A 19,266-nucleotide genomic window follows, 5' to 3' on the forward strand; every position below is an offset into this window, starting at 1 on the left:
GTTTCCTCCAGCTCTTACCCGCATCTGCTTTTTTTCATGGCCACCACCTATACCATCGCCGAACTGGCGCGCGAATTCGACATCACCGCGCGCGCGATCCGTTTCTACGAAGACCAGGGCCTGCTCAGCCCGAAACGCGAAGGCGTGGGCGGACGCAACCGCGTGTACACCCCGCGCGAGCGCACGCGCCTGAAACTGACCCTGCGCGGCAAGCGCCTGGGCCTGACGCTGTCGGAGATCAAGAGTATCGTCGACATGTACGAGTCGCCGAAGGACACGGTGGCGCAGATCAACCGCTTCCTCGGCGTGCTGGCGCACCAGCGCGAGACGCTGGAACAGCAGCGCGCGGACATCGAGATGGCTCTGGAAGAAATTTCCGCGCACGAGGAAGAATGCCGGCGTTTGCTGGGTGAAGAGCATGTGCCGGGCACTGCCGCAAAAGCGCTGCACAGCGCCGGCGACGTCGCCTGAATCACCGCGCCGCAGTGGTACACAAACGCGGCGTAAGCGCGCCTGCTGCTTGACGTTTACGTTAACGTCACACGCGAGTATGATGCCGAGAGCTTTTAGAGCGCCTAACAAAACCTTCAGGGCAAGGCGCGCCGTCGAAGACAGTACGTGTCTGTACGGCGAGACGGTGCAACGCCGCCATGGAGGTTTTGTTAGGTGCTCTTCATTTCACGTTCACCGAGAGGACGATATGCTGCATCTTCCAGGCTTGACCTTTGACCATGGCGAAGACATCGCCGCGCTGCGCGAAGCAGTGCAACAATTCGCGGCCAGCGAAATCGCGCCGCGCGCGGCCGAGATCGACCGCACCGACCAGTTCCCGATGGACCTGTGGAAGAAGATGGGCGAACTCGGGCTGCTGGGCATTACCGTCGGCGAGGAATACGGCGGCGCCAACATGGGCTACCTGGCCCATATCGTGGCCATGGAAGAAATCTCGCGCGCTTCGGCCTCGGTCGGCCTGTCCTACGGCGCCCACTCGAACCTGTGCGTCAACCAGATCAAGCGCAACGGCACCCAGGAACAAAAACAGAAATACCTGCCGAAGCTGATCTCGGGCGAACACGTTGGCGCACTGGCGATGTCCGAGCCGAACGCCGGTTCCGACGTGGTGAGCATGAAGCTGCGCGCCGAGCTGAAGGGTGACCGTTATGTGCTGAACGGCACCAAGATGTGGATCACCAACGGCCCCGATGCCGACACCCTGGTGGTCTACGCCAAGACTGACCTCGAGGCGGGCCCGCGCGGCATGACCGCCTTCTTGATCGAAAAAGGTTTCAAGGGCTTCTCGATCGCGCAAAAGCTCGACAAGCTGGGCATGCGCGGCTCGCACACCGGCGAACTGGTGTTCGAGGATTGCGAAGTGCCGGTCGAGAACGTACTGGGCGGCGTGGGCAAAGGCGTGAACGTGCTGATGTCGGGCCTGGACTTCGAGCGCACCGTGCTGTCGGGCGGTCCGCTGGGCATCATGTCGGCCTGCATGGACGTGGTCGTTCCCTACATCCATGAGCGCAAGCAGTTCGGCCAGGCCATCGGCGAATTCCAGCTCATGCAGGGCAAGATCGCCGACATGTATTCGACCATGATGGCGTGCCGCGCCTATGTGTATGCGGTGGGCCAGGCCTGCGACCGCGCCGAGAACCCGGCTGCCGTGCGCGCCCTGCGCAAGGATGCCGCCGGCGCCATCCTGTACAGCGCCGAAAAGGCCACCTGGATGGCGGGCGAAGCGATCCAGACCCTGGGCGGCAATGGTTACATCAACGAGTATCCGGTCGGTCGTCTCTGGCGCGATGCGAAGCTCTACGAAATCGGCGCTGGTACCAGCGAGATCCGCCGCATGCTGATTGGGCGTGAATTGTTTGGTGAGACGGCGTAAACGTCAGGCGACCGAAAAGCAGCCGCGGCGTTCTTGATGCCGGCGGCTGCAACCGTACGGTGGGCACCCCGTGCCCACGCGGAAAGCGATATTGTGTTGGCCGTGTTTGAATGTTGCGATGTGCATTGGCACACGGTGTCGAAATGCGTGCCACGCGGCCTCAACCGGGCCAACATGATGCGACGTTCCGCGTGGGCACGGAGTGCCCACCGTACGGTTGTTGCCGCAGGCCATTTTGCTGCCAACACGTTTACATTGCATTGCAATAAAATACCCGCTCAACCGACCCACGCGCGAACCGAACGATGACCCAGGTGACGTTCCCCAGATTGCTGTCTTCGCAGATTGCATTCGACATCGCGCGCGCCATCGTCGACGGCTTCGACAAGCATTACCGCCTGTTCCGCGCCGCCAGCCAGCAGGCGCGCCGGCTGTTCGAACAGGCCGACTGGCCCGCCGCCCAGCAAGCCGCGCGCGAACGCATCGATTTCTACGACCGCCGCGTGCAGGAAGCCGTGCAGGCCCTGGAACAACGCTACCCGCCCGCCGACCTGACCGACAACGTCTGGCGCGAGGTCAAGCTGCACTACATCGGCCTGCTGTCCGATCACAAGCAGCCGGAACTGGCCGAAACCTTCTTCAACTCGGTCAGCTGCCAGATCCTGCACCGGCGCTATTACCACAACGATTACATCTTCGTTCGCCCGGTGGTCTCGACCGAGTACATCGAGACCGAGGAACCGCTGCCGACCTACCGCGTCTACTACCCGGCGGCCGATGGCATGCGCTTCGCCCTGAAACGCATCGTCGGCAACTTCCAGCTCGAACGCCCCTTCGCCGCGCTCGACCGCGATACCGGCCTGGTCGAAGCACGCATGATCGCGGAATTCGGCCTCGACCAGGCCGAACCGAACCTGCAGTTCCACGTCTTGTCGAACCTGTTCTTCCGCAACAAGGGCGCCTACATCGTCGGCCGCGCCATCAACGGCGCGCGCGAACATCCTTTCGTGATTCCGGTCCTGCACGACCAGCACGGCGAACTGGTGCTCGACACGGTGATCACCGACCCGGACCAGGTTGCCCTGCTGTTCTCGTTCACACGCGCCTACTTCCAGGTCGACATGGAAGTGCCGTCGGCTACCGTGCAATTCCTGCGCAGCCTGCTGCCGCGCAAACCGCGCAGCGAGATCTACACCGTGCTCGGCCTGCAAAAGCAGGGCAAGACCCTGTTCTACCGCGACTACTTGCAGCACCTGAAGCACAGCTCGGACAGGTTCCGCATCGCCCCCGGCATCCGCGGCCTGGTAATGCTGGTGTTCGAGCTGCCATCCTTCCCTTACGTGTTCAAGGTGATCAAGGACTGGTATCCGCCGCCGAAAGACACCACGCGCGCCCAGGTAAAGGAAAAATACCTGCTGGTGAAGCACCACGACCGCGTCGGACGCATGGCCGACACGCTCGAATACTCGGACGTCGCTTTCCCATTGAACCGCTTCGGCGAGGAACTGCTGGCCGAGCTGCAGCAGCACTGCCCCTCGCTGGTCGAGATCGAGGGCGAGCGCCTGATCGTCAAGCACCTGTACATCGAGCGGCGCATGGTGCCGCTGAACATGTACCTGGCCGATGCCCAAGCGGCAGGCGACGACGGCCGGATCGAACACGGCATCGCCGAATACGGAAATGCCATCCGCGACCTGGTTGCGGCGAACATCTTCCCCGGCGATATGCTGTACAAGAACTTTGGCGTCACGCGCCAGGGCCGGGTCGTGTTCTACGACTACGACGAAATCGAATACCTCACCGATTGCCAGTTCCGCGACATCCCGCAGGCGCGCAACGAGGAAGACGAGATGGCGGCCGAGCCCTGGTACCCGATCGGCAAGCACGACGTGTTTCCCGAACAATTCGGCCGTTTCCTGCTTGGAAACGCGACGATCCGCCACCATTTCATGCAGTATCACGCGGACCTGCTCACGCGCGCCTGGTGGCAGGCGCACAAGGACCGCATCCTGGAAGGCGAAGTGGAAGACGTCTTTCCTTACCCGCAGCACATCCGCTTCCACCAGACCATCACCCCTTTGGCGCAACCAATACCTCACCCAGCGCCATCCTCTTTGGAGACCTTAGAAAATGAATGATCCAGTCGTTATCGTTGGCGCCGCCCGTACCCCGATGGGTGGCTTCCAGGGCGATTTTTCCTCGAAGTCGGCGAGCGACCTCGGCGCGGTGGCGATCCAGGCGGCAGTCGAACGCGCCGGCGTCGATCCGCAAACCGTCGAACATGTCTATTTCGGCAACTGCCTGATGGCGGGCCAGGGCCAGGCACCTGCACGCCAGGCCCTGATCAAGGCCGGCCTGCCGCTCTCCACCGGCGCCGTGACCCTGTCGAAAATGTGCGGTTCGGCCATGCAGGCCGCCATCTTCGCCCACGACCAGCTGGTGGCCGGCAGCGCCGACATCGTGGTGGCCGGCGGCATGGAGTCGATGACCAACGCCCCTTACCTGATTCCGAAGGCACGTGGCGGCTACCGCATCGGCCACGCGCCGATGTTCGACCACATGATGCTCGACGGCCTGGAAGACGCTTACTCGCGCAACGAAAAGACCGGCGAAGGCCGCTCGATGGGCACCTTTGCCGAGGAATGCGTGGCGACGTACCAGTTCACCCGCGAAGACCAGGACAACTTCGCCATCGAATCCGTGAAGCGCGCGCAGGCGGCCAACAACGATGGTTCGTTTGCCTGGGAAATCGCCCCGGTCATGCTGGCCACCCGCACCGGTGAACTGATCGTGGAAAAGGACGAAGGCCCGATGAAGGCCAAGATCGACAAGATCCCGTCGCTGAAACCCGCGTTCAAGAAGGAAGGCACCGTTACCGCCGCTTCGTCCTCGTCGATCAACGACGGCGCCGCCGCGCTGGTAATGATGCGCGAATCGAAGGCGAAAGAGTTGGGCTTGAGCCCGATCGCACGCGTGATCGGCCACGCCACCCACGCCCAGGAACCGAACCTGTTCACCACCGCTCCGATCGGCGCGATGAACAAGCTGTTCAAGAAGACCGGCTGGATGCCGGGCGACGTCGACCTGTTCGAGATCAACGAAGCCTTTGCCGCCGTGCCGATGGCCGCCATGCGCGACCTCGACATCCCGCACGAGAAGGTCAACATCCACGGCGGCGCCTGCGCCCTGGGCCACCCGATCGGCGCCTCGGGCGCGCGCATCATCGTCACCCTGCTGGGCGCGCTGAAGAAGACCGGCGGCAAGCGCGGCGTGGCGTCGCTGTGCATTGGTGGTGGTGAAGCCACCGCGATGGCGATCGAGATGGTGTGATGTCGGTGACCGGAGAGCCGGACCGTTGAGGTTTCCGTTTTCCGGTTACGATGGTTGTTTGGATACGTTGTACCGTGTTCGTAGGGTGGACGGGTCCCCCGTCCACGCGTCCAATCAATGCATGCGTCGTTGAACGCGTGGACGGGAAGACCCGTCCACCCTACAACACGCCATCACGCCACCCGAAGGAACAATCACCATGCCAACCGCTTTAATCCTCGGCGCCTCGCGCGGCATCGGCCACGAACTCGCACGCCAATACCGCGCCGAGGGTTGGCGCGTGATCGCCACCGCCCGCAAGCAGCAGGACCTCGACGAACTGGCCAGCCTCGGCGCCGAACCGCACGCGCTCGACGTCACCGACCCGGAAGCCATCGCCGGCCTGGGCTGGAAACTCGACGACGAAAAGATCGACACCGCCTGGCTGGTCGCCGGCCTCTACGGCCCGCGCCACGACGGCTTCCCCACGCAACAGGACTTCGACGCCGTGATGCACACCAACGTGCTGGCCGCGATGCGCCTGCTGCCCATCGTCGCCCCGCTGGTGGCCAACACGCGCGGCAAGCTCGGCGTGCTGTCCTCGCGCATGGGCTCGATCGGCTCGCGCACCAGCCCCGGCGGCTCGCTCTACCGTGCCAGCAAGGCCGCACTGAATTCCGTCCTCACCGACACCGCGCTGACCTACGGCCCGCAAGGCGCCACCTGCATCGCCTTCCACCCCGGCTGGGTCCAGACCGACATGGGCGGTGATGGCGCGGCGATCAGCGTCGAGCACAGCGTGCGCGACCTGCGCGCCACCCTGGCGAATGCCAAGCCAGATGCGAATGGCAGCTTCCTGAACCACGACGGCGACCCCATCCCCTGGTAAGCCGCCACGATAAAAACACACACGAGACACCATGATCCTGACCGAAGAACACCAGATGATCCGCGACGCCCTGCGCAGCTATGCGCAGGAGCGCCTGGCCCCGCAAGCCGCCCGCTGGGACAAGGAACACTACTTTCCGAAAGCCGAACTGAAGGAACTGGCGCAACTGGGCGCCTTTGGCGTGGCCGTGCCCGAGCAGTACGGCGGCGCGGGCCTCGACTACGTGTCGCTGGCGCTGGTGCTGGAAGAGATCGCGGCCGGCGACGGCGGCACCTCGACCATCATCTCGGTCAACAACTGCCCGGTGTGCTCGATCGCCATGATGTACGCCAGCGAAGAGCAGAAGCAGCAATGGCTGGTGCCGCTGGCGCAAGGCGACATGCTGGGCGCGTTCGCCCTGACGGAACCGCACACCGGCAGCGATGCCGCCGCCCTGCGCACCACGGCCACGCGCGACGGCGATGACTACGTCATCAACGGCACCAAGCAGTTCATCACCAGCGGCAAGCACGGCGACGTGGCCATCGTCATGGCCGTCACCGATAAAGCCGCCGGCAAGAAGGGCATCAGCGCCTTCTGGGTGCCGACGAATACCCCCGGCTACATCGTCGCCGGCCTCGAACACAAGATGGGCCAGCACTCCTCGGACACGGCGCAGATCGTGTTCGAGAACTGCCGCGTCCCGGCCGCCAACCTGATCGGCGAAGAAGGCATGGGCTACAAGATCGCGCTGTCGGGCCTGGAGGGCGGCCGCATCGGCATCGCCTCGCAATCGGTGGGCATGGCGCGCGCCGCTTTCGAGGCGGCGCTGGCCTATGCGAAAGAGCGCACCAGCTTCGGCAAGGCCATCTTCGAGCACCAGTCGGTGCAGTTCAAGTTGTCGGAAATGGCAATGAAGATCGAGGCGGCGCGCCAGCTCATTTTGCACGCGGCCTCGATGAAGGATGCCGGCTTGCCCTGCCTGAAGGAAGCGGCGATGGCCAAGCTGTTCGCTTCCGAGATGGCGGAACGCGTGGTGTCCGATGCGATGCAGGTCTTCGGCGGCTACGGCTACGTGGCCGACTTCCCGATCGAGCGCATCTACCGCGACGTGCGCGTCTGCCAGATCTACGAAGGCACGAGCGACATCCAGAAAATCCTGATCGCGCGCGCGCTGTGATGGCGGCGCCGGCGATCATCCCGCTCACCCAGCAGGACTTGCCGGCGCTGTTCGTCTACCTCGACGACCACCTCGGCGACAACGGCCGCAACGGCACGCCGCTGTTCCAGCCGATGCCGCGCGCCGCCTCCTTCTTCCCGGTCGAGAAGCGCGCCGGCTTCGTGCTCGGCCTGGGCACCGCGCTGGATGCGCCCGGCTGGCGGCGCGGCTGGCTCGCCATCGATGCCAACGGCGCCATCTGCGGCCACATCGACTTGCGCGCGCGGCCCGAACGCACGGCAGCGCACCGCTGCCTGCTGGGCATGGGCGTGCACCGCGATTATCGTGGGCAAGGGCTGGGCGCGCGCCTGCTCGACACGGCCCTGACCTGGGCTCGGCAGCAGGGCCTGGCCTGGGTCGACCTCGAAGTCCTGTCCAACAACCTGCCGGCACGCCGCCTGTACGCACGCAGCGGCTTCGTGCAGACCGGCGAGATACCCGACCTGTTCCGCATCGATGGCGAGCAGCACGGCTATGTGTTCATGAGCCTTGCCGTTGGGAAGCGATAAGGCAGATTTTTTCCCGCTTTTTCCTTTAACGACGCTTAAGTGCGCCGCAAGTGTGCGGGAAGTGTGCATTACCTAACAAACATCGCGCATCGACTCTGCCAAGGTAGCCGAAGTTGCACAGCCCGCCGACATGGCGGCTGCATTGCAAGTTCACATCCACCTTACCGAAGGAGAGATTCATGACGACGTCTGCAGAAGAACATCTGAACGACTGGCTGCGCGATGCGCACGCGATGGAACAGCAAGCCGACAAGATGCTGAACGCGCAAGCGGAACGCCTGGAACACTATCCGGAACTGCGCGCCCGCATCGTCCAGCACATCGAGGAAACCCGCTGGCAGCAACAACAGCTCGACGCCATCCTGGCCCGCCGCGGCATCAGCAACTCGGTGCTGAAAGACCTGGGCGGCAAGCTGGCTGCCTTCGGCCAGGCAGTCGGCGGCATGACCACCTCCGACGAAGTGGTGAAGGGCGCGATGGCCGGCTATGTGTTCGAGAACCTGGAAATCGCCAGCTATACCTCGCTGATCGGCGCCGCCCAGGCTGTCGGCGACACCGCCACCGCCGCCGCCTGCGAGCAGATCCTTGCCCAGGAAAAGGCAATGGCCGCCTGGCTGCTGGAACACCTGCCGCAAGTCACGCAAGCCTTCCTGGTGCGTTCGGAAACGCCGGGCGCCGAAGCCAAGGTCTAAGTCAGGCAGCATTGCCTGCGCGGTCGGCCGGCGCAGCTAGCTGACCGCCGCTTCCAGCAAGGTCACCGTCTGCCGTTCGGTATCGAGGGTGGCCTTGATCCCCATCGGGATCGTGAACTGGTTGCGGATGTGGCCGATCGAATAGCCGGTGACCGCCGGAATCGCCAGCGGCTGCAGGTGGAGGTCGAAGGTCTGGTCCAGCGTCAGCGACACGTCCTCGTGCTCGGGCCCGCAATCCTCGCAGATGCCGATCATCAGCGCCGCCGCTTTCCTGAAGCCGACCGCCAGGTCGAGCTGGGTCATCCAGCGGTCGATGCGGTAGGGCGCTTCGTTCACTTCTTCCAGGAACAGGATGGCATCGCGGAAGTCGGCCGCATACGGCGTGCCGGCCAGCGCTGCCACCAGGCTCAGATTCCCGCCAATCAAGGGTCCGGTAGCACTGCCGCCGTGCACGGTGCGCATGCCGAAGTGCGGTTGCAACACGGCGCGGCGGCTGTTGTCCAGCGCCATCGGAATCGTGTAGGTCGGCTGCGGATTGCCCAGCACGGCCAGCATGTGCTCGCGCGCATAGTCCGACAGCGTCGACGAGGCCACCGGGCCGTGGAAGGTCACCAGCCCGGTCTCCTTCAGGATCGCCAGGTGCAGGGCGGTGATGTCGGAGTAGCCGAGCAGGATCTTCGGGTGCCGGCGGATCAGGCCGTAGTCGAGTTCCTTCAGCAGCGAGATGCAGCCCGAGCCGCCGCGGATCGGCCACAGCATCGTCACTTCCGGGTCGCTGAACATGGCGTGCAGGTCCGACAGGCGCTGCTCCACGGTGCCGGCGTAATTCCCGTTCACTTCGCGCAGGTACTGTCCTTCGCGCACCTTCAGGCCCAGGCTCTCGATATTCGCGCGCGCCTTGGCGATCGATTTTTCGCTGGTATAGCCGCCCGGCGCGATCAGGCCGACGGTGTCGCCACGGCGCAGGCGCGGCGCTTTGATCAGGGGTTTCATGGAACGTTTCAAATCAGGTTTGCGCGTGCGCGGCCTGGCCGCCTCGCTATGGACAGGAAGAAGGGCTGCGGCGGCAAGCCAGGCGGCAAAGGCGCGCCGGCTGATTGTCATGCTGGACATGCGTTCGGTGTCAATGAAAAACGGCCCGCGCCGTGGAGGCGCGGGCCTCCTTCGGCTGCGGGCCGCAAACGAAGCGGCAAATCAGAAGAACTTGTACTTCATCGACAGCGAGAACGAACGGCCACGCGGGCTGGCCACGCGTGGGTCCCAGCCGGCGCCTACGACTTCGTCGACGTTGTGCGCGGTGAACGGCGGGTCGCGGTCGAACAGGTTCTGGATGCCGAAGGTGAGCGAGGCGTTCTGGATGCCGGTGTACTTGGCCGACAGGCCCCAGGTGGTGTAGCTCGACACGGTCGGGTCGAAGCCCGGCGGCGGCGCGCCGATGCCCTTGTTCGGCACCTGGTCGTTGTAGCCGCTGGCGAAGTTGTTGCTCAGCGTGCCGCTCCAGTCGCCACGGGCAACGGTGAAGGTGGCGTTGTGCTTCCAGCGCAGGTACAGGTCACGCGTGTAGAAATTGCCCACGTATTCCTTGTAGGCCTGGCCGGCCAGTTCGGCGAACTGGAAGTGCTGGGTCCAGGTGCCGTCCAGGCCGGCGCTCCACTTGAAGTCGCCAAACTTGCCATCGCCACGCAGGCCGAGGTCGGCGCCGCGCGTCTTCACGCCGCCGGCATTGATCCAGCCTGCCTGCACGTAGTTAATGGTGCCGGGGTTGCCGTCGTTGTTGCGGATCACGTTGGCCGAGAGGCCGGGCTGGTTGGCCAGGATGATCTGCGGCGTGCGGTTCAGGATCTTGTCCTGGGTGTTGATCATCCAGTAATCCACCGATGCCGAGAAGCCCTTGAACGGCTCGACTACCACGCCCAGCGTGCCCTGCTTCGAGGTTTCCGGCTTCAGGTTCGAGTTGCCGCCGCTCTTGTAGTCGAGGCGGGCGATCGCGCAGTAGGCCGGGTCGCCCGGATTCAGCGGGCAGCCGACCGGGTCGATCACGCCGTTCGGCAGTTCCTGGTCGAGCGAGGCCGAATACAGCTGGGTGAAGCTCGGCGCCAGGAAGCCCTTGTTGGCCGAACCGCGCAGCAGTAACCAGTTGGCCGGCTGGTAGCGGAAGGCGACCTTCGGATTGGTGGTGGCGCCGATCACGCTGTAGTGGTCGCGGCGCAGGGCCAGCTGCAGCTCCAGGTCCTTGACGACCGGCACGATCAGCTCGGCGTACACGGCCTTGATGTCGCGCTCGGCCTTTTTCAGGGCGGCATTGCCCGGCGCCAGCCAGATCTGCGTGGCGTCGGCGTCCTGGCCGTAGGCATAGCCCTCGCGGCGCAGGTCGAAGCCGACCGCGGCGGCCAGCGGGCCGGCCGGCAGGTCCCAGATCTCGCCCGACACCGAGCCGTCGAGCTGGGTCAGCGTGGTGCGGCCATGCTGCAAATCGCCGCGGAACTTGGTCGACTCGATCAGCGCCATCGCTTCCGGCGTCTGGCTCTGGCCCGGCTGCAGCCACGGGTTGATCAGGCCGGTGCCCAGCGCCTGGTACATCGGCGTGGTGTAGGCATAGCCGTCGGTCAGCGTGGTCTGGGTCTTGCTGATCGCGCGCGACAGGCCCAGCTTGTAGTCGTACTTGCCGACGTTGCCTTCCAGGCCCACCAGCAGGCGCGCGCCGTCGGTGGTGTTGTCCATCGTGCGGTTGCCGAAGTCGGCCGCGCGCCACTTGTAGATGATCGGCAGGTTGCGGTTGAAGCTGGAGATATAGGGCGACAAATCCTGGTAGTAGGCGCCGCCGACCGGGTAGGCGCTTTGCGTCGCCAGCGAGGTCGAGATCTGCATCGGCGTCAGGATCGAGGTCACTTCCGAGCGCGAGGCCAGGCCTTCGACGAACAGGCGGTGGCCCGGCGCGATCTGGAAGGCGCCGCGCAGCAGGGCATTCGCGCGCTCGACCGGCGGCGACATGACGTAGTCGGCGCCGTAGTCATAGGCGCAGGAATAGCGGCTGCGTGTCACCGGGGTGACGTCGGGCCAGAGCTGGCTCTGGTACTGCGACATCCAGGGGATCGAATCGCATTTGCCTTGCAGGCTCAGCAGGTTGGCCTGCAGGTAGCGCGTGGCGTCGCCCGGCATCTGGAAGTTGGCGCCCAGGGCGGTGCCGGCGCCGGTCAGCTGGTTCGCGAACGGGGTGCCGGTGGTGTCCGGCGACAGGCCGCGCTCGGGCTGGAAGCCGTTCGCAAAGCTGCGCTGGTGCGAGTGCAGCATGTTGTTCTTGTCGACCGTCAGCGAGGCCATGATGTTGTAGCGGTCGCTGTCCAGGTCGCCCGTGCCGGCCAGGATCGAGGCGCGGCGGGTCAGGCCGCCGCCGGCTTCGGTGGCGTTCACGTTGGCGCTGGCCTCGAGGCCTTGGTAATCCGTCTTCAGGATGAAATTGACCACGCCGCCGACGGCATCGGTGCCGTAGATGGCCGAGGCGCCGTCCTTCAGGATCTCGACGCGCGCGATGGCCGCCAGCGGAATCGAGTTCAAATCGACCGCCTTGCCGCTGCCGCCGTGGGTGGCGATGCGGCGGCCGTTGAGCAGCACCAGGGTGCTGTTCGGACCCAGGCCGCGCAGCGAGGCAAACGAGGCGCCGCCGCTGACACGGTCGGCATCGGCGCCGAACACGTTGTTACCCGAGGTCATGTTGTCGGCGCCGGTACCGTTGGCGGAAATGGTGCGCACCAGCTCTTCGGTCGTGTTGATGCCCTGCTTTTCGATGTCGTCGAAGGTGATCACCTGCACCGGCAGCGCGCCTTCCTTGGCGATGCGCTTGATGCTGGAACCGGTGATCTCGACGCGTGCCATCGGTGGCGATTGCACCTGCTGTGCGACCGCCGGGCTGACGACGCCGATCAAGGCAATGAGATGGGCCAGTTTTTTTAATTTCACGCGTCTCTCCTGAGGGGTGTGGACGATGCGGGCCCGAGCGGCCGATCGCTGTTTTCCGTCGTCCTGTCCAGGCACTGCGGGTCGGCAGCGACTTGGCAAGACGTTATGTTTGATTTGAGGGTAAGCCTGATGATTTGGCATGAGCCAATGAAATAAGCACCGGGAAGTATAACTTCCAGGAATGTTTATAGTTGGAAAACAACTATGTACTAGGGGCGCTGTCTTGACGAGCGTGCCCTTTGCGCAACATCGACGTCCAGGTAACGCCAGTTGGTGAATTCGACGGGGTGGCGCTTGTAGTTTTTTAGCCACGGCTGGCGGATGTCCGCCGACAGCACATGGGTCAACGGCACCCAGGGGTTGTAGGCGTGGATCAGCTGGTTCATCTCGAAGTAGAGCTTCTGGCGCGCCGGGCCATCGGCCAGTGCGCGCGCCTGTTCGTAGCGTTCGTTATAGGCCGGCAAATTGAAGCGCGCGTAGTTGGCGCGGCCGGCGTTCGGGCCGTAGAGCAGCTGGTAGAAATTGTCGCCGTCGGGGAAGTCGGCGATCCAGTTACTTTCGAACATGGTCACCTTGCCCAGGCGCGAGGCCTTGATGATCTCGGTTTTCTTGTCCGACTTAAACACCACGCGCAGGCCGATGGCGTTCAGGCATTTGCGCCACAACTCGTCGCGCAGGCGCCCGCCGACCGTGGCTTCGCTGTGCATGGTCAGCGTCAGCGGCTTGCCGTCCGGCGCTTTCCTGAACCCTTCTTTGTCGCGCTTGCCGTAACCGTGGCGGTCGAGCAGGGCGTTAGCCAGCGCCGGGTCGTAGGGCACGGGGCTGCGGTAGGCGGGGTCGTAGCCGAGCACGTTCGGCGGCAGCGGCGACTCGGCCTTGATCGCGAAACCCTTTTTCAGCAAGGCGATGTCTTCGGCGCTGTTGTAGGCCAGCGAAATGGCGCGGCGCAGGGCGATCCGGTCTTTCGTATAGCCGCCCAGCAACGGATCGTTCATGTTCATCCACATGTAATAGGTCTGCAGCACCGGGAAGCGCGACAGCTGCATGCCGCGCGCCTGCAGCTCCGGCTTCAGCGCGCCGTCGCGGATCACCATGTCGGTCATGGATTCAGGCACCTGCTCAAGGTAATCGTATTCCCCATTCAGGAAGCCGAGCATGCGGCCCTGGAATTCCTCGGCGATTTTCACCTCGACGCGGTCGACGCGCGGCAGGCGCTTGCCTTCCAGGCTCTTTGCGATGGCTTGTGCTTCGGGGTCGGCGCCGGGGCTGGCGTGGAAGACGGCGGTTGAGTAAGGATTGGCTTGCAGGACAATGCGGTCGCTGCGTTTCCACTCTTTGACCAGGAAGGGGCCGGTGCCGATTGGGTGGTTGCCGGCCTGGCCGGGATAGGCCTCGATCACTTCGCGCGCCACCACGCCGGAAGCTGGCGTGGCCATGTAAAACAGGAAGTTGTTGTCGGGTTCTTTCAGGCGGATGCGCAGGGTGTGGCGGTCGGGGGCTTGCAGGCCGCTGACCGGCGTGTCGATATCAAAATTGTTCTTGAGCGCTTCATCGCCTTCGATCTTGCCGTCGAACATGTAGGACCATGGGGATTTCAGGGTCGGGTCGTACAGGCGCTTGATGCTGTAGACGTAGTCTTGCGCGGTCATTTCGCGCCGCTTGCCCTTGAAGGCGGGGTCGTCGGTGAAATGGATGCCGGGGCGCAGGCGGAAGGTGTAGGTACGGCCATCCGGGCTTACTTCAGGCATCTGGGTGATTGTGTTCGGACGCAGTTTCAGCGGGCGGGCGAGGTAGTCGTAGCGCAGCAGGGGGTCGAAGATGTTTTCCAGCAGGGATAGCGTGGCGATGTCGGAGGCGGCGGCGGGGTCGAGGCCGGTTTCGCTGGTGGAGAGGAACATGCGCAGGACTTTTTCCGGGGCTGCGCTTGATGGCGCCGTTGGGGCCTGGGCGGCGGCAGGGAAAGCAAAGACGCCGGATGCGAACAGCAGCGCGGGCAGGGCGGAGCGTAGTTTCATTTGTGCATGTCCTGGTTGAGCGTTCGTATCATAGGCGGGGTGGTGGAGTGATGCAAACGGAGACAATACCGGCCGAGTACCTGCTTCTTCATCGGAGCCGGATGCATCAACCGTACGGTGGGCACCCCGTGCCCACGCGGTTACGTGCGTCATCTTTCACCTGCGGCGATGACGATTCGCTCCGCGGCTCAACCATGGATACAGAGGGTAGCGGGACGCTTTTGGACACGTCGCCGAGATGCGCGATGTTTGATAAAAACGAGCGCCAACCACGATCATCGTTCCGCGTGGGCACGGGGTGCCCACCGTACGGGAGACCGCCCGGCCTAATGGAACCTACCGGCCAATCGGCGTCCACCATAACTTTTGTGCATGGCGCCGCTGCATTCTTTCATCTTTGCAGCTTGCTGTGCGCCTATACTCTCAGCTGCACAATCGTGCGCAGGAATGCCGTGATTCCACATCCGCGGCTGGTGAACGCGTGGCGGCGCCGTATCGGCATCCGCCCTTTCGGACTGAACATGGCATTAAATTACATCTGGACCGGTTTCTTCCTCGTTGGTTTCGTCGCAGCTCTTGCACAGTGGCTGTTCCTCGGCGATACCGAAATCTTCAAGCGCATCATCGACGGCACCTTTTCCTCGGCCAAGATGGCAGTCATGGACATCGCCCTGCCGCTGGCTGGCGTCATGACCCTGTGGCTGGGCATCATGAACGTGGGCGAAAAGGCCGGCGCCATCAATTTGTTCGCGCGCATCATCGCCCCCTTCTTCTCGCGCATCTTCCCCGAAGTGCCGCGCGACCACCCGGCCAACGGCCACATGGTGATGAATTTTTCGGCCAACATCCTGGGGCTGGACAACGCCGCCACGCCCTTCGGCCTGAAGGCGATGGAAAGCCTGCAGACGCTGAATCCGCGCAAGGATGAAGCCAGCAACGCCCAGATCATGTTCCTGGTCATCCAGACCTCCGGACTCACCGTGATTCCGCTCGCCATCATGGCCCAGCGCGCCATCCTCGGCGCGGCCAATCCGGCCGACATTTTCATTCCGACCCTGATCGCGACCTTCTGCTCGACCCTGACCGGCATCGTGGCCGTCAGCCTGCGCCAGGGCATCAATTTGCTGCATCCGGTGGTGTTCGGCTGGATCGGCGGCCTGACGGCAATCGTCGCCGGCATCGTGTTCTACCTGACGAACTTCCTGGCCAAGGCCGAGATCGAGCTGGTCTCGGTGGTGGCGGCCAACCTGATCCTGTTCTCGATCATCGCCGCCTTCATGGTCGCGGCACTGGTGCAGCGGGTGAACGTGTTCGAGTCCTTCATCGAAGGGGCCAAGGGCGGCATCGAGACCTCGCTGAAGATCATCCCCTATCTGGTCGGCATGCTGGTGGCGATCAGCGTGGTGCGCAACTCCGGCATCCTGGGCATGATCGTGAACGCCTTTGCCTGGGTGTTCACCCAGCTCGGCCTGCCCACCGATTTCGTCGGCGCGCTGCCGACCGCGCTGATGAAACCGCTGTCGGGCAGCGGCTCGCGCGCGATGATGATCGACGCCATGACCACCTACGGCGTCGATTCCTTCGTCGGCCGCCTGGCCTCCATTCTGCAGGGCGCGGCCGACACCACCTTCTACATCGTCGCCCTGTACTTCGGTTCGGTCGGCATCCGCAAGACCCGCTATGCGATCGGCTATGGCCTGATCGCCGACCTGGCCGGCGTGATCGCCGCCATCTTCGTTGCCTACCTCTTCTTCGGTTAAGGATGCCCATGCCACGCCGCCTCGCTCTCGCCACCGCCGTCCTTGCCTGCCTGTCCGCTTGTGCCCAGGTGGAGCGGGCGCCCGCCGCGCCGTCGGCATCCGTCCCTGTGCCCCGGGCCTCGGCCCCTGTGCCGCCTGTAGCGCAGCCTTCCGCGGCTGTGCCGCAAGCGTCCGCCATGCCGCAATTGGTGGACGGCACGGCCCTGCCAGCGAACAGCCTGCCCCAGCCGGTGATGACGCTGCTGGCGGCGAACGGCATCGCGCCGGCATCGCTCAGCGCCCTGGTGCTGCGCGGCGGCCAGACCGTGCTGGCGCACGGCGCAGGCCGTCCCATGCAGCCGGCCTCGACCATGAAGCTGGTGACGACCCTGGTGAGCCTGGAGCAGCTGGGCCCGGTGTTCCGCGGGCGTACCGAGCTGCTCAGCAATGGCGAGGTGAAGAACGGCGTGCTGCAGGGCGACCTGGTGCTGCGCGGCGGCGCCGACGCCGATTTCTCGGGCGAGGCGCTCGACACCATGCTGCGCGCGCTGCGACTGTCGGGCATCGAACGCATCGCCGGCAACCTGGTGCTGGACCGCAGCCTGTTCAATCCGGCGCGCCAGGACCGCGGCCTGCCGCCCTTCGACGAGTCGCCGGAAGCCTATTACAACGTGATTCCCGACGCGCTGCTGGTCAACAAGAACATGCTGCAAATCGACATGCGCTCGACCGGCAAGCGCCTGACACTGACGATGCAGCCGGAACTGGAAGGCGTGCGCGTGGTGTCGGAAATGACCCTGGTCGACGCGAATTGCGCACGCTGGGAAGATGGCTGGAAATTGCCGGAAGCGGTAAAAGGCGCCGATGGCCGCGTCAAGGTGGTGCTGCGCGGGACCTTCCCGAAGAACTGCGTCCAGACCAACAGCATCAACGTGGTCGACCGCGACGATTACCTCGACGGCCTGGTCCGCATGAAGTGGAAACAGCTCGGCGGCACGCTCGATGGCAAGACAATGGAGGGCATTGCGCCGCCGGATGCGCGCCTGCTGGCCCTACACAGCGCGCGCGCCCTGCCGGAAGTCGTGCGCGATACGAATAAACCGTCGGACAATGCGCTGGCGCGCACCCTGTTCCTCAGCCTGGGCGCGCTGGAAGCCGATCCGGTGCTGGGCAGCCGCCCGCTGCCGCTGGTTCCGGGCCAGAGCACCTACACCCGCGCCGATGGGGTGGTGCGCAACTGGATGCGGGCGCGCGGCATCGACGACAGCGGCTTCGTGATCGAGAACGGCTCGGGCCTGTCGCGCATCGAACGCATCAGCCCGCTGCAGATGGGCGGCCTGCTGCAGGCTGGCCTGCGCAGCAACTGGGCGCCGGAATTCCAGGCCAGCATGCCGATTGCCGCCGTCGACGGCACCATGCGCCGCCGCCTGCATGGCAGCCCGGCGGCCGGCCGTGCGCGCCTGAAGACGGGGACGCTGCGCAATGTGGTGGCGGTGGCCGGCTATGTGCCGGATGCCAGCGGCGTGCAGAACGTGGTGGTGGCGATGGTGAACGACGAGCGCGCTGGGGAAGGCCGTGGCCGCGCCGTGGTCGATGCGCTGGTGGACTGGGTGGCGCGCTCGGGCGCGCCGGCGCAAGTGCCGGCGCCGGCGACGGTGCCGAATACAGTGTCTGCGACGATGCCGGCCATGCCCCCTGGCTCGGACAGGACTACCGCCGCCCCGGGAACGCCGGCCCTGCACTAGCCGCACCCGGTATCGCCGGGCGATACGTTTGCGTCAGTAACACAATACTCCGCAGGCCCCGGTTGGCCTGCAGCCGCGATTTCGAGATGATGCTTGCACCTGATCAAAGGAGCATCTCATGAAACGCCTTGTGCTGTCCTCCCTGCTCGCATCCCTCCTCAGTCTTTCCTGCGCCACGGCGTCGGCGGCCGGACAGTCCGCGCCGTCGCAGGCCAGCGCCAATCTGTCCGGCGTGGTCGTGTTCGGTTCCGTGCTCACCGTGGCGGCGGCCGGCAGCGTGGTCGTCGCCAGCGTCAAGACGATCGGGGACGGACTCGAAATCGTGGTCGAAAGCCTGGCCGACGGCAGCCGCGCGACGCTGCGCCTGTCCGGTGCGGTGGCGGGCGGCCTGTCGGTGGCGGCCGGCACCTCGGTCGAGGTGGTAACGGCCTCCACCGGCCACGTGCTGGTGTTGGCGGGCAAGGCGATTGCCTTTATCCCGAACGAAGTGGGCAAGGCCCTGCTGCACCATGCACGGGTGGGCTGACATGCGCCGCCATGCATTCGCCGCGCTGGCCGTCTCCCTGGCCATCTCCCTGGCCACTGCGTCCCCCGCCCAGGCTGGCCAGGCCTGCGCCGACAAGCCGCTCACGCCGACCGAGGTCGTGATGTCGATGGACCTCGCCCAGCGCACCGTGCAGGCGCTCGACGCCAGCGGCGCGAAGGTGGCGCTGGTATCGCGCGCCGGCCAGGACCTGAGCCGCTACCGCCTGCGCTACTCGCACATGGGCGTGGCCGTGCGCGACCACCCGGCCGGGCGCTGGACAGTCGTGCACGAGCTGAACGAGTGCGGCACGGCGGCCTCGAACCTCTACAACGAGGGCATGGGCAATTTCTTCCTGACCGATCTGTACCGGCACGAAGCCCAGCTCGTGATTCCGGGCCCGGTCGCACAAGAGCGCATCGCGCAGGTGTTCGCCACCCGCACGCCGCAGCGCATGCACGAAGGGCACTACAACATGCTGGCCTACGTGTACTCGACCAAGTACCAGAACTCGAACCAGTGGGTGCTCGAATCCCTGGCCGCCGCCATGGCGCCGCCGGGGCAGGTGGAAACCCGCGGCGAGGCCCAGGCCTGGATGCGCTCGCTCCGCTTCCAGCCGCTGACAGTGGAAGTGCCGGCCGCAACGCGCCTGGGCGGACGCATGTTCCGCGCCAACGTCGCCTTCGACGACCACCCTTTCGATCGGCGCATGGCCGGCCAGATCGATACCGTGACCACCGATTCGGTCGTACGCTTCGTGCGCATGACCGATCCGGATGCGAAGACCATGGTGGTCGACTAGCCT

The 19,266-nt window shown here is 64.8% G+C and carries 15 protein-coding genes; 12 read left to right on the forward strand and 3 right to left on the reverse strand.

The genetic code is table 11. The annotated features are described in order from the left end of the window. The first annotated feature begins 36 nt into the window (after positions 1 to 36). The 8 genes from ACWYRN_RS08155 (at position 37) to ACWYRN_RS08190 (ending at position 8,482) form a co-directional block, all read left to right on the forward strand. Positions 37 to 471, forward strand: a complete 435-nt coding sequence (locus ACWYRN_RS08155) for a MerR family transcriptional regulator (protein WP_488691936.1) — start codon at positions 37 to 39, stop codon at positions 469 to 471. A 229-nt stretch (positions 472 to 700) separates the two neighbouring features. Further along, the gene (locus ACWYRN_RS08160; protein ID WP_488691937.1) at positions 701 to 1,885 is read left to right on the forward strand and encodes an isovaleryl-CoA dehydrogenase; all 1,185 of its coding nucleotides are present in this window, start codon (positions 701 to 703) and stop codon (positions 1,883 to 1,885) included. Positions 1,886 to 2,190: 305 nt separating this feature from the next. Then, on the forward strand, positions 2,191 to 4,023 hold the full coding sequence (aceK, locus tag ACWYRN_RS08165; RefSeq protein WP_488691938.1) for a bifunctional isocitrate dehydrogenase kinase/phosphatase: 1,833 nt from the start codon (positions 2,191 to 2,193) through the stop codon (positions 4,021 to 4,023). Beyond that, the gene (locus ACWYRN_RS08170) at positions 4,016 to 5,215 is read left to right on the forward strand and encodes an acetyl-CoA C-acyltransferase (protein WP_488691939.1); all 1,200 of its coding nucleotides are present in this window, start codon (positions 4,016 to 4,018) and stop codon (positions 5,213 to 5,215) included. The genes aceK and ACWYRN_RS08170 overlap by 8 nt, the downstream gene beginning before the upstream one ends. 199 nt (positions 5,216 to 5,414) lie before the next feature. Then, complete coding sequence (locus ACWYRN_RS08175; protein ID WP_488691940.1) at positions 5,415 to 6,083, forward strand: SDR family oxidoreductase; 669 nt, start codon at positions 5,415 to 5,417, stop codon at positions 6,081 to 6,083. Positions 6,084 to 6,114: 31 nt separating this feature from the next. Continuing rightward, entirely contained in the window at positions 6,115 to 7,242 is a 1,128-nt protein-coding gene (locus ACWYRN_RS08180) for an acyl-CoA dehydrogenase family protein (protein ID WP_488691941.1), read from the forward strand. Then, the gene (locus ACWYRN_RS08185) at positions 7,242 to 7,790 is read left to right on the forward strand and encodes a GNAT family N-acetyltransferase (RefSeq protein ID WP_488691942.1); all 549 of its coding nucleotides are present in this window, start codon (positions 7,242 to 7,244) and stop codon (positions 7,788 to 7,790) included. Before ACWYRN_RS08180 ends, ACWYRN_RS08185 begins: the two co-directional genes overlap by 1 nt. Before the next feature lie 179 nt (positions 7,791 to 7,969). Further along, positions 7,970 to 8,482, forward strand: a complete 513-nt coding sequence (locus ACWYRN_RS08190) for a ferritin-like domain-containing protein (RefSeq protein WP_488691943.1) — start codon at positions 7,970 to 7,972, stop codon at positions 8,480 to 8,482. A gap of 36 nt (positions 8,483 to 8,518) precedes the next feature. Here the strand turns inward: ACWYRN_RS08190 and ACWYRN_RS08195 are convergent, their stop codons facing one another. The 3 genes from ACWYRN_RS08195 to ACWYRN_RS08205 all read right to left on the reverse strand — a co-directional run bounded on the left by ACWYRN_RS08195 (position 8,519) and on the right by ACWYRN_RS08205 (position 14,454). After that, positions 8,519 to 9,475, reverse strand: a complete 957-nt coding sequence (locus tag ACWYRN_RS08195) for a S66 peptidase family protein (RefSeq protein ID WP_488691944.1) — start codon at positions 9,473 to 9,475, stop codon at positions 8,519 to 8,521. Positions 9,476 to 9,676: 201 nt separating this feature from the next. Continuing rightward, on the reverse strand, positions 9,677 to 12,439 hold the full coding sequence (locus ACWYRN_RS08200) for a TonB-dependent receptor (protein ID WP_488691945.1): 2,763 nt from the start codon (positions 12,437 to 12,439) through the stop codon (positions 9,677 to 9,679). Positions 12,440 to 12,648: 209 nt separating this feature from the next. Further along, entirely contained in the window at positions 12,649 to 14,454 is a 1,806-nt protein-coding gene (locus ACWYRN_RS08205) for an ABC transporter substrate-binding protein (protein WP_488691946.1), read from the reverse strand. Between the two features lie 521 nt (positions 14,455 to 14,975). On the opposite strand from ACWYRN_RS08205, the gene ACWYRN_RS08210 reads away from it, so the two are divergent. From ACWYRN_RS08210 to ACWYRN_RS08225, 4 genes are all read left to right on the forward strand, one after another. Further along, the gene (locus tag ACWYRN_RS08210; protein ID WP_229436385.1) at positions 14,976 to 16,214 is read left to right on the forward strand and encodes a nucleoside recognition domain-containing protein; all 1,239 of its coding nucleotides are present in this window, start codon (positions 14,976 to 14,978) and stop codon (positions 16,212 to 16,214) included. A gap of 176 nt (positions 16,215 to 16,390) precedes the next feature. Continuing rightward, entirely contained in the window at positions 16,391 to 17,938 is a 1,548-nt protein-coding gene (dacB, locus tag ACWYRN_RS08215; protein ID WP_488691947.1) for a D-alanyl-D-alanine carboxypeptidase/D-alanyl-D-alanine endopeptidase, read from the forward strand. A 118-nt stretch (positions 17,939 to 18,056) separates the two neighbouring features. After that, positions 18,057 to 18,464, forward strand: a complete 408-nt coding sequence (locus tag ACWYRN_RS08220) for a hypothetical protein (RefSeq protein WP_488691948.1) — start codon at positions 18,057 to 18,059, stop codon at positions 18,462 to 18,464. A gap of 1 nt (position 18,465) precedes the next feature. Next, a complete protein-coding gene (locus ACWYRN_RS08225; protein WP_488691949.1) occupies positions 18,466 to 19,263 on the forward strand; it encodes a DUF2145 domain-containing protein in 798 nt (265 codons plus the stop codon). The last annotated feature ends 3 nt before the right edge of the window (positions 19,264 to 19,266 follow it).

Source organism: Massilia sp. BAP21, from assembly GCF_057801335.1.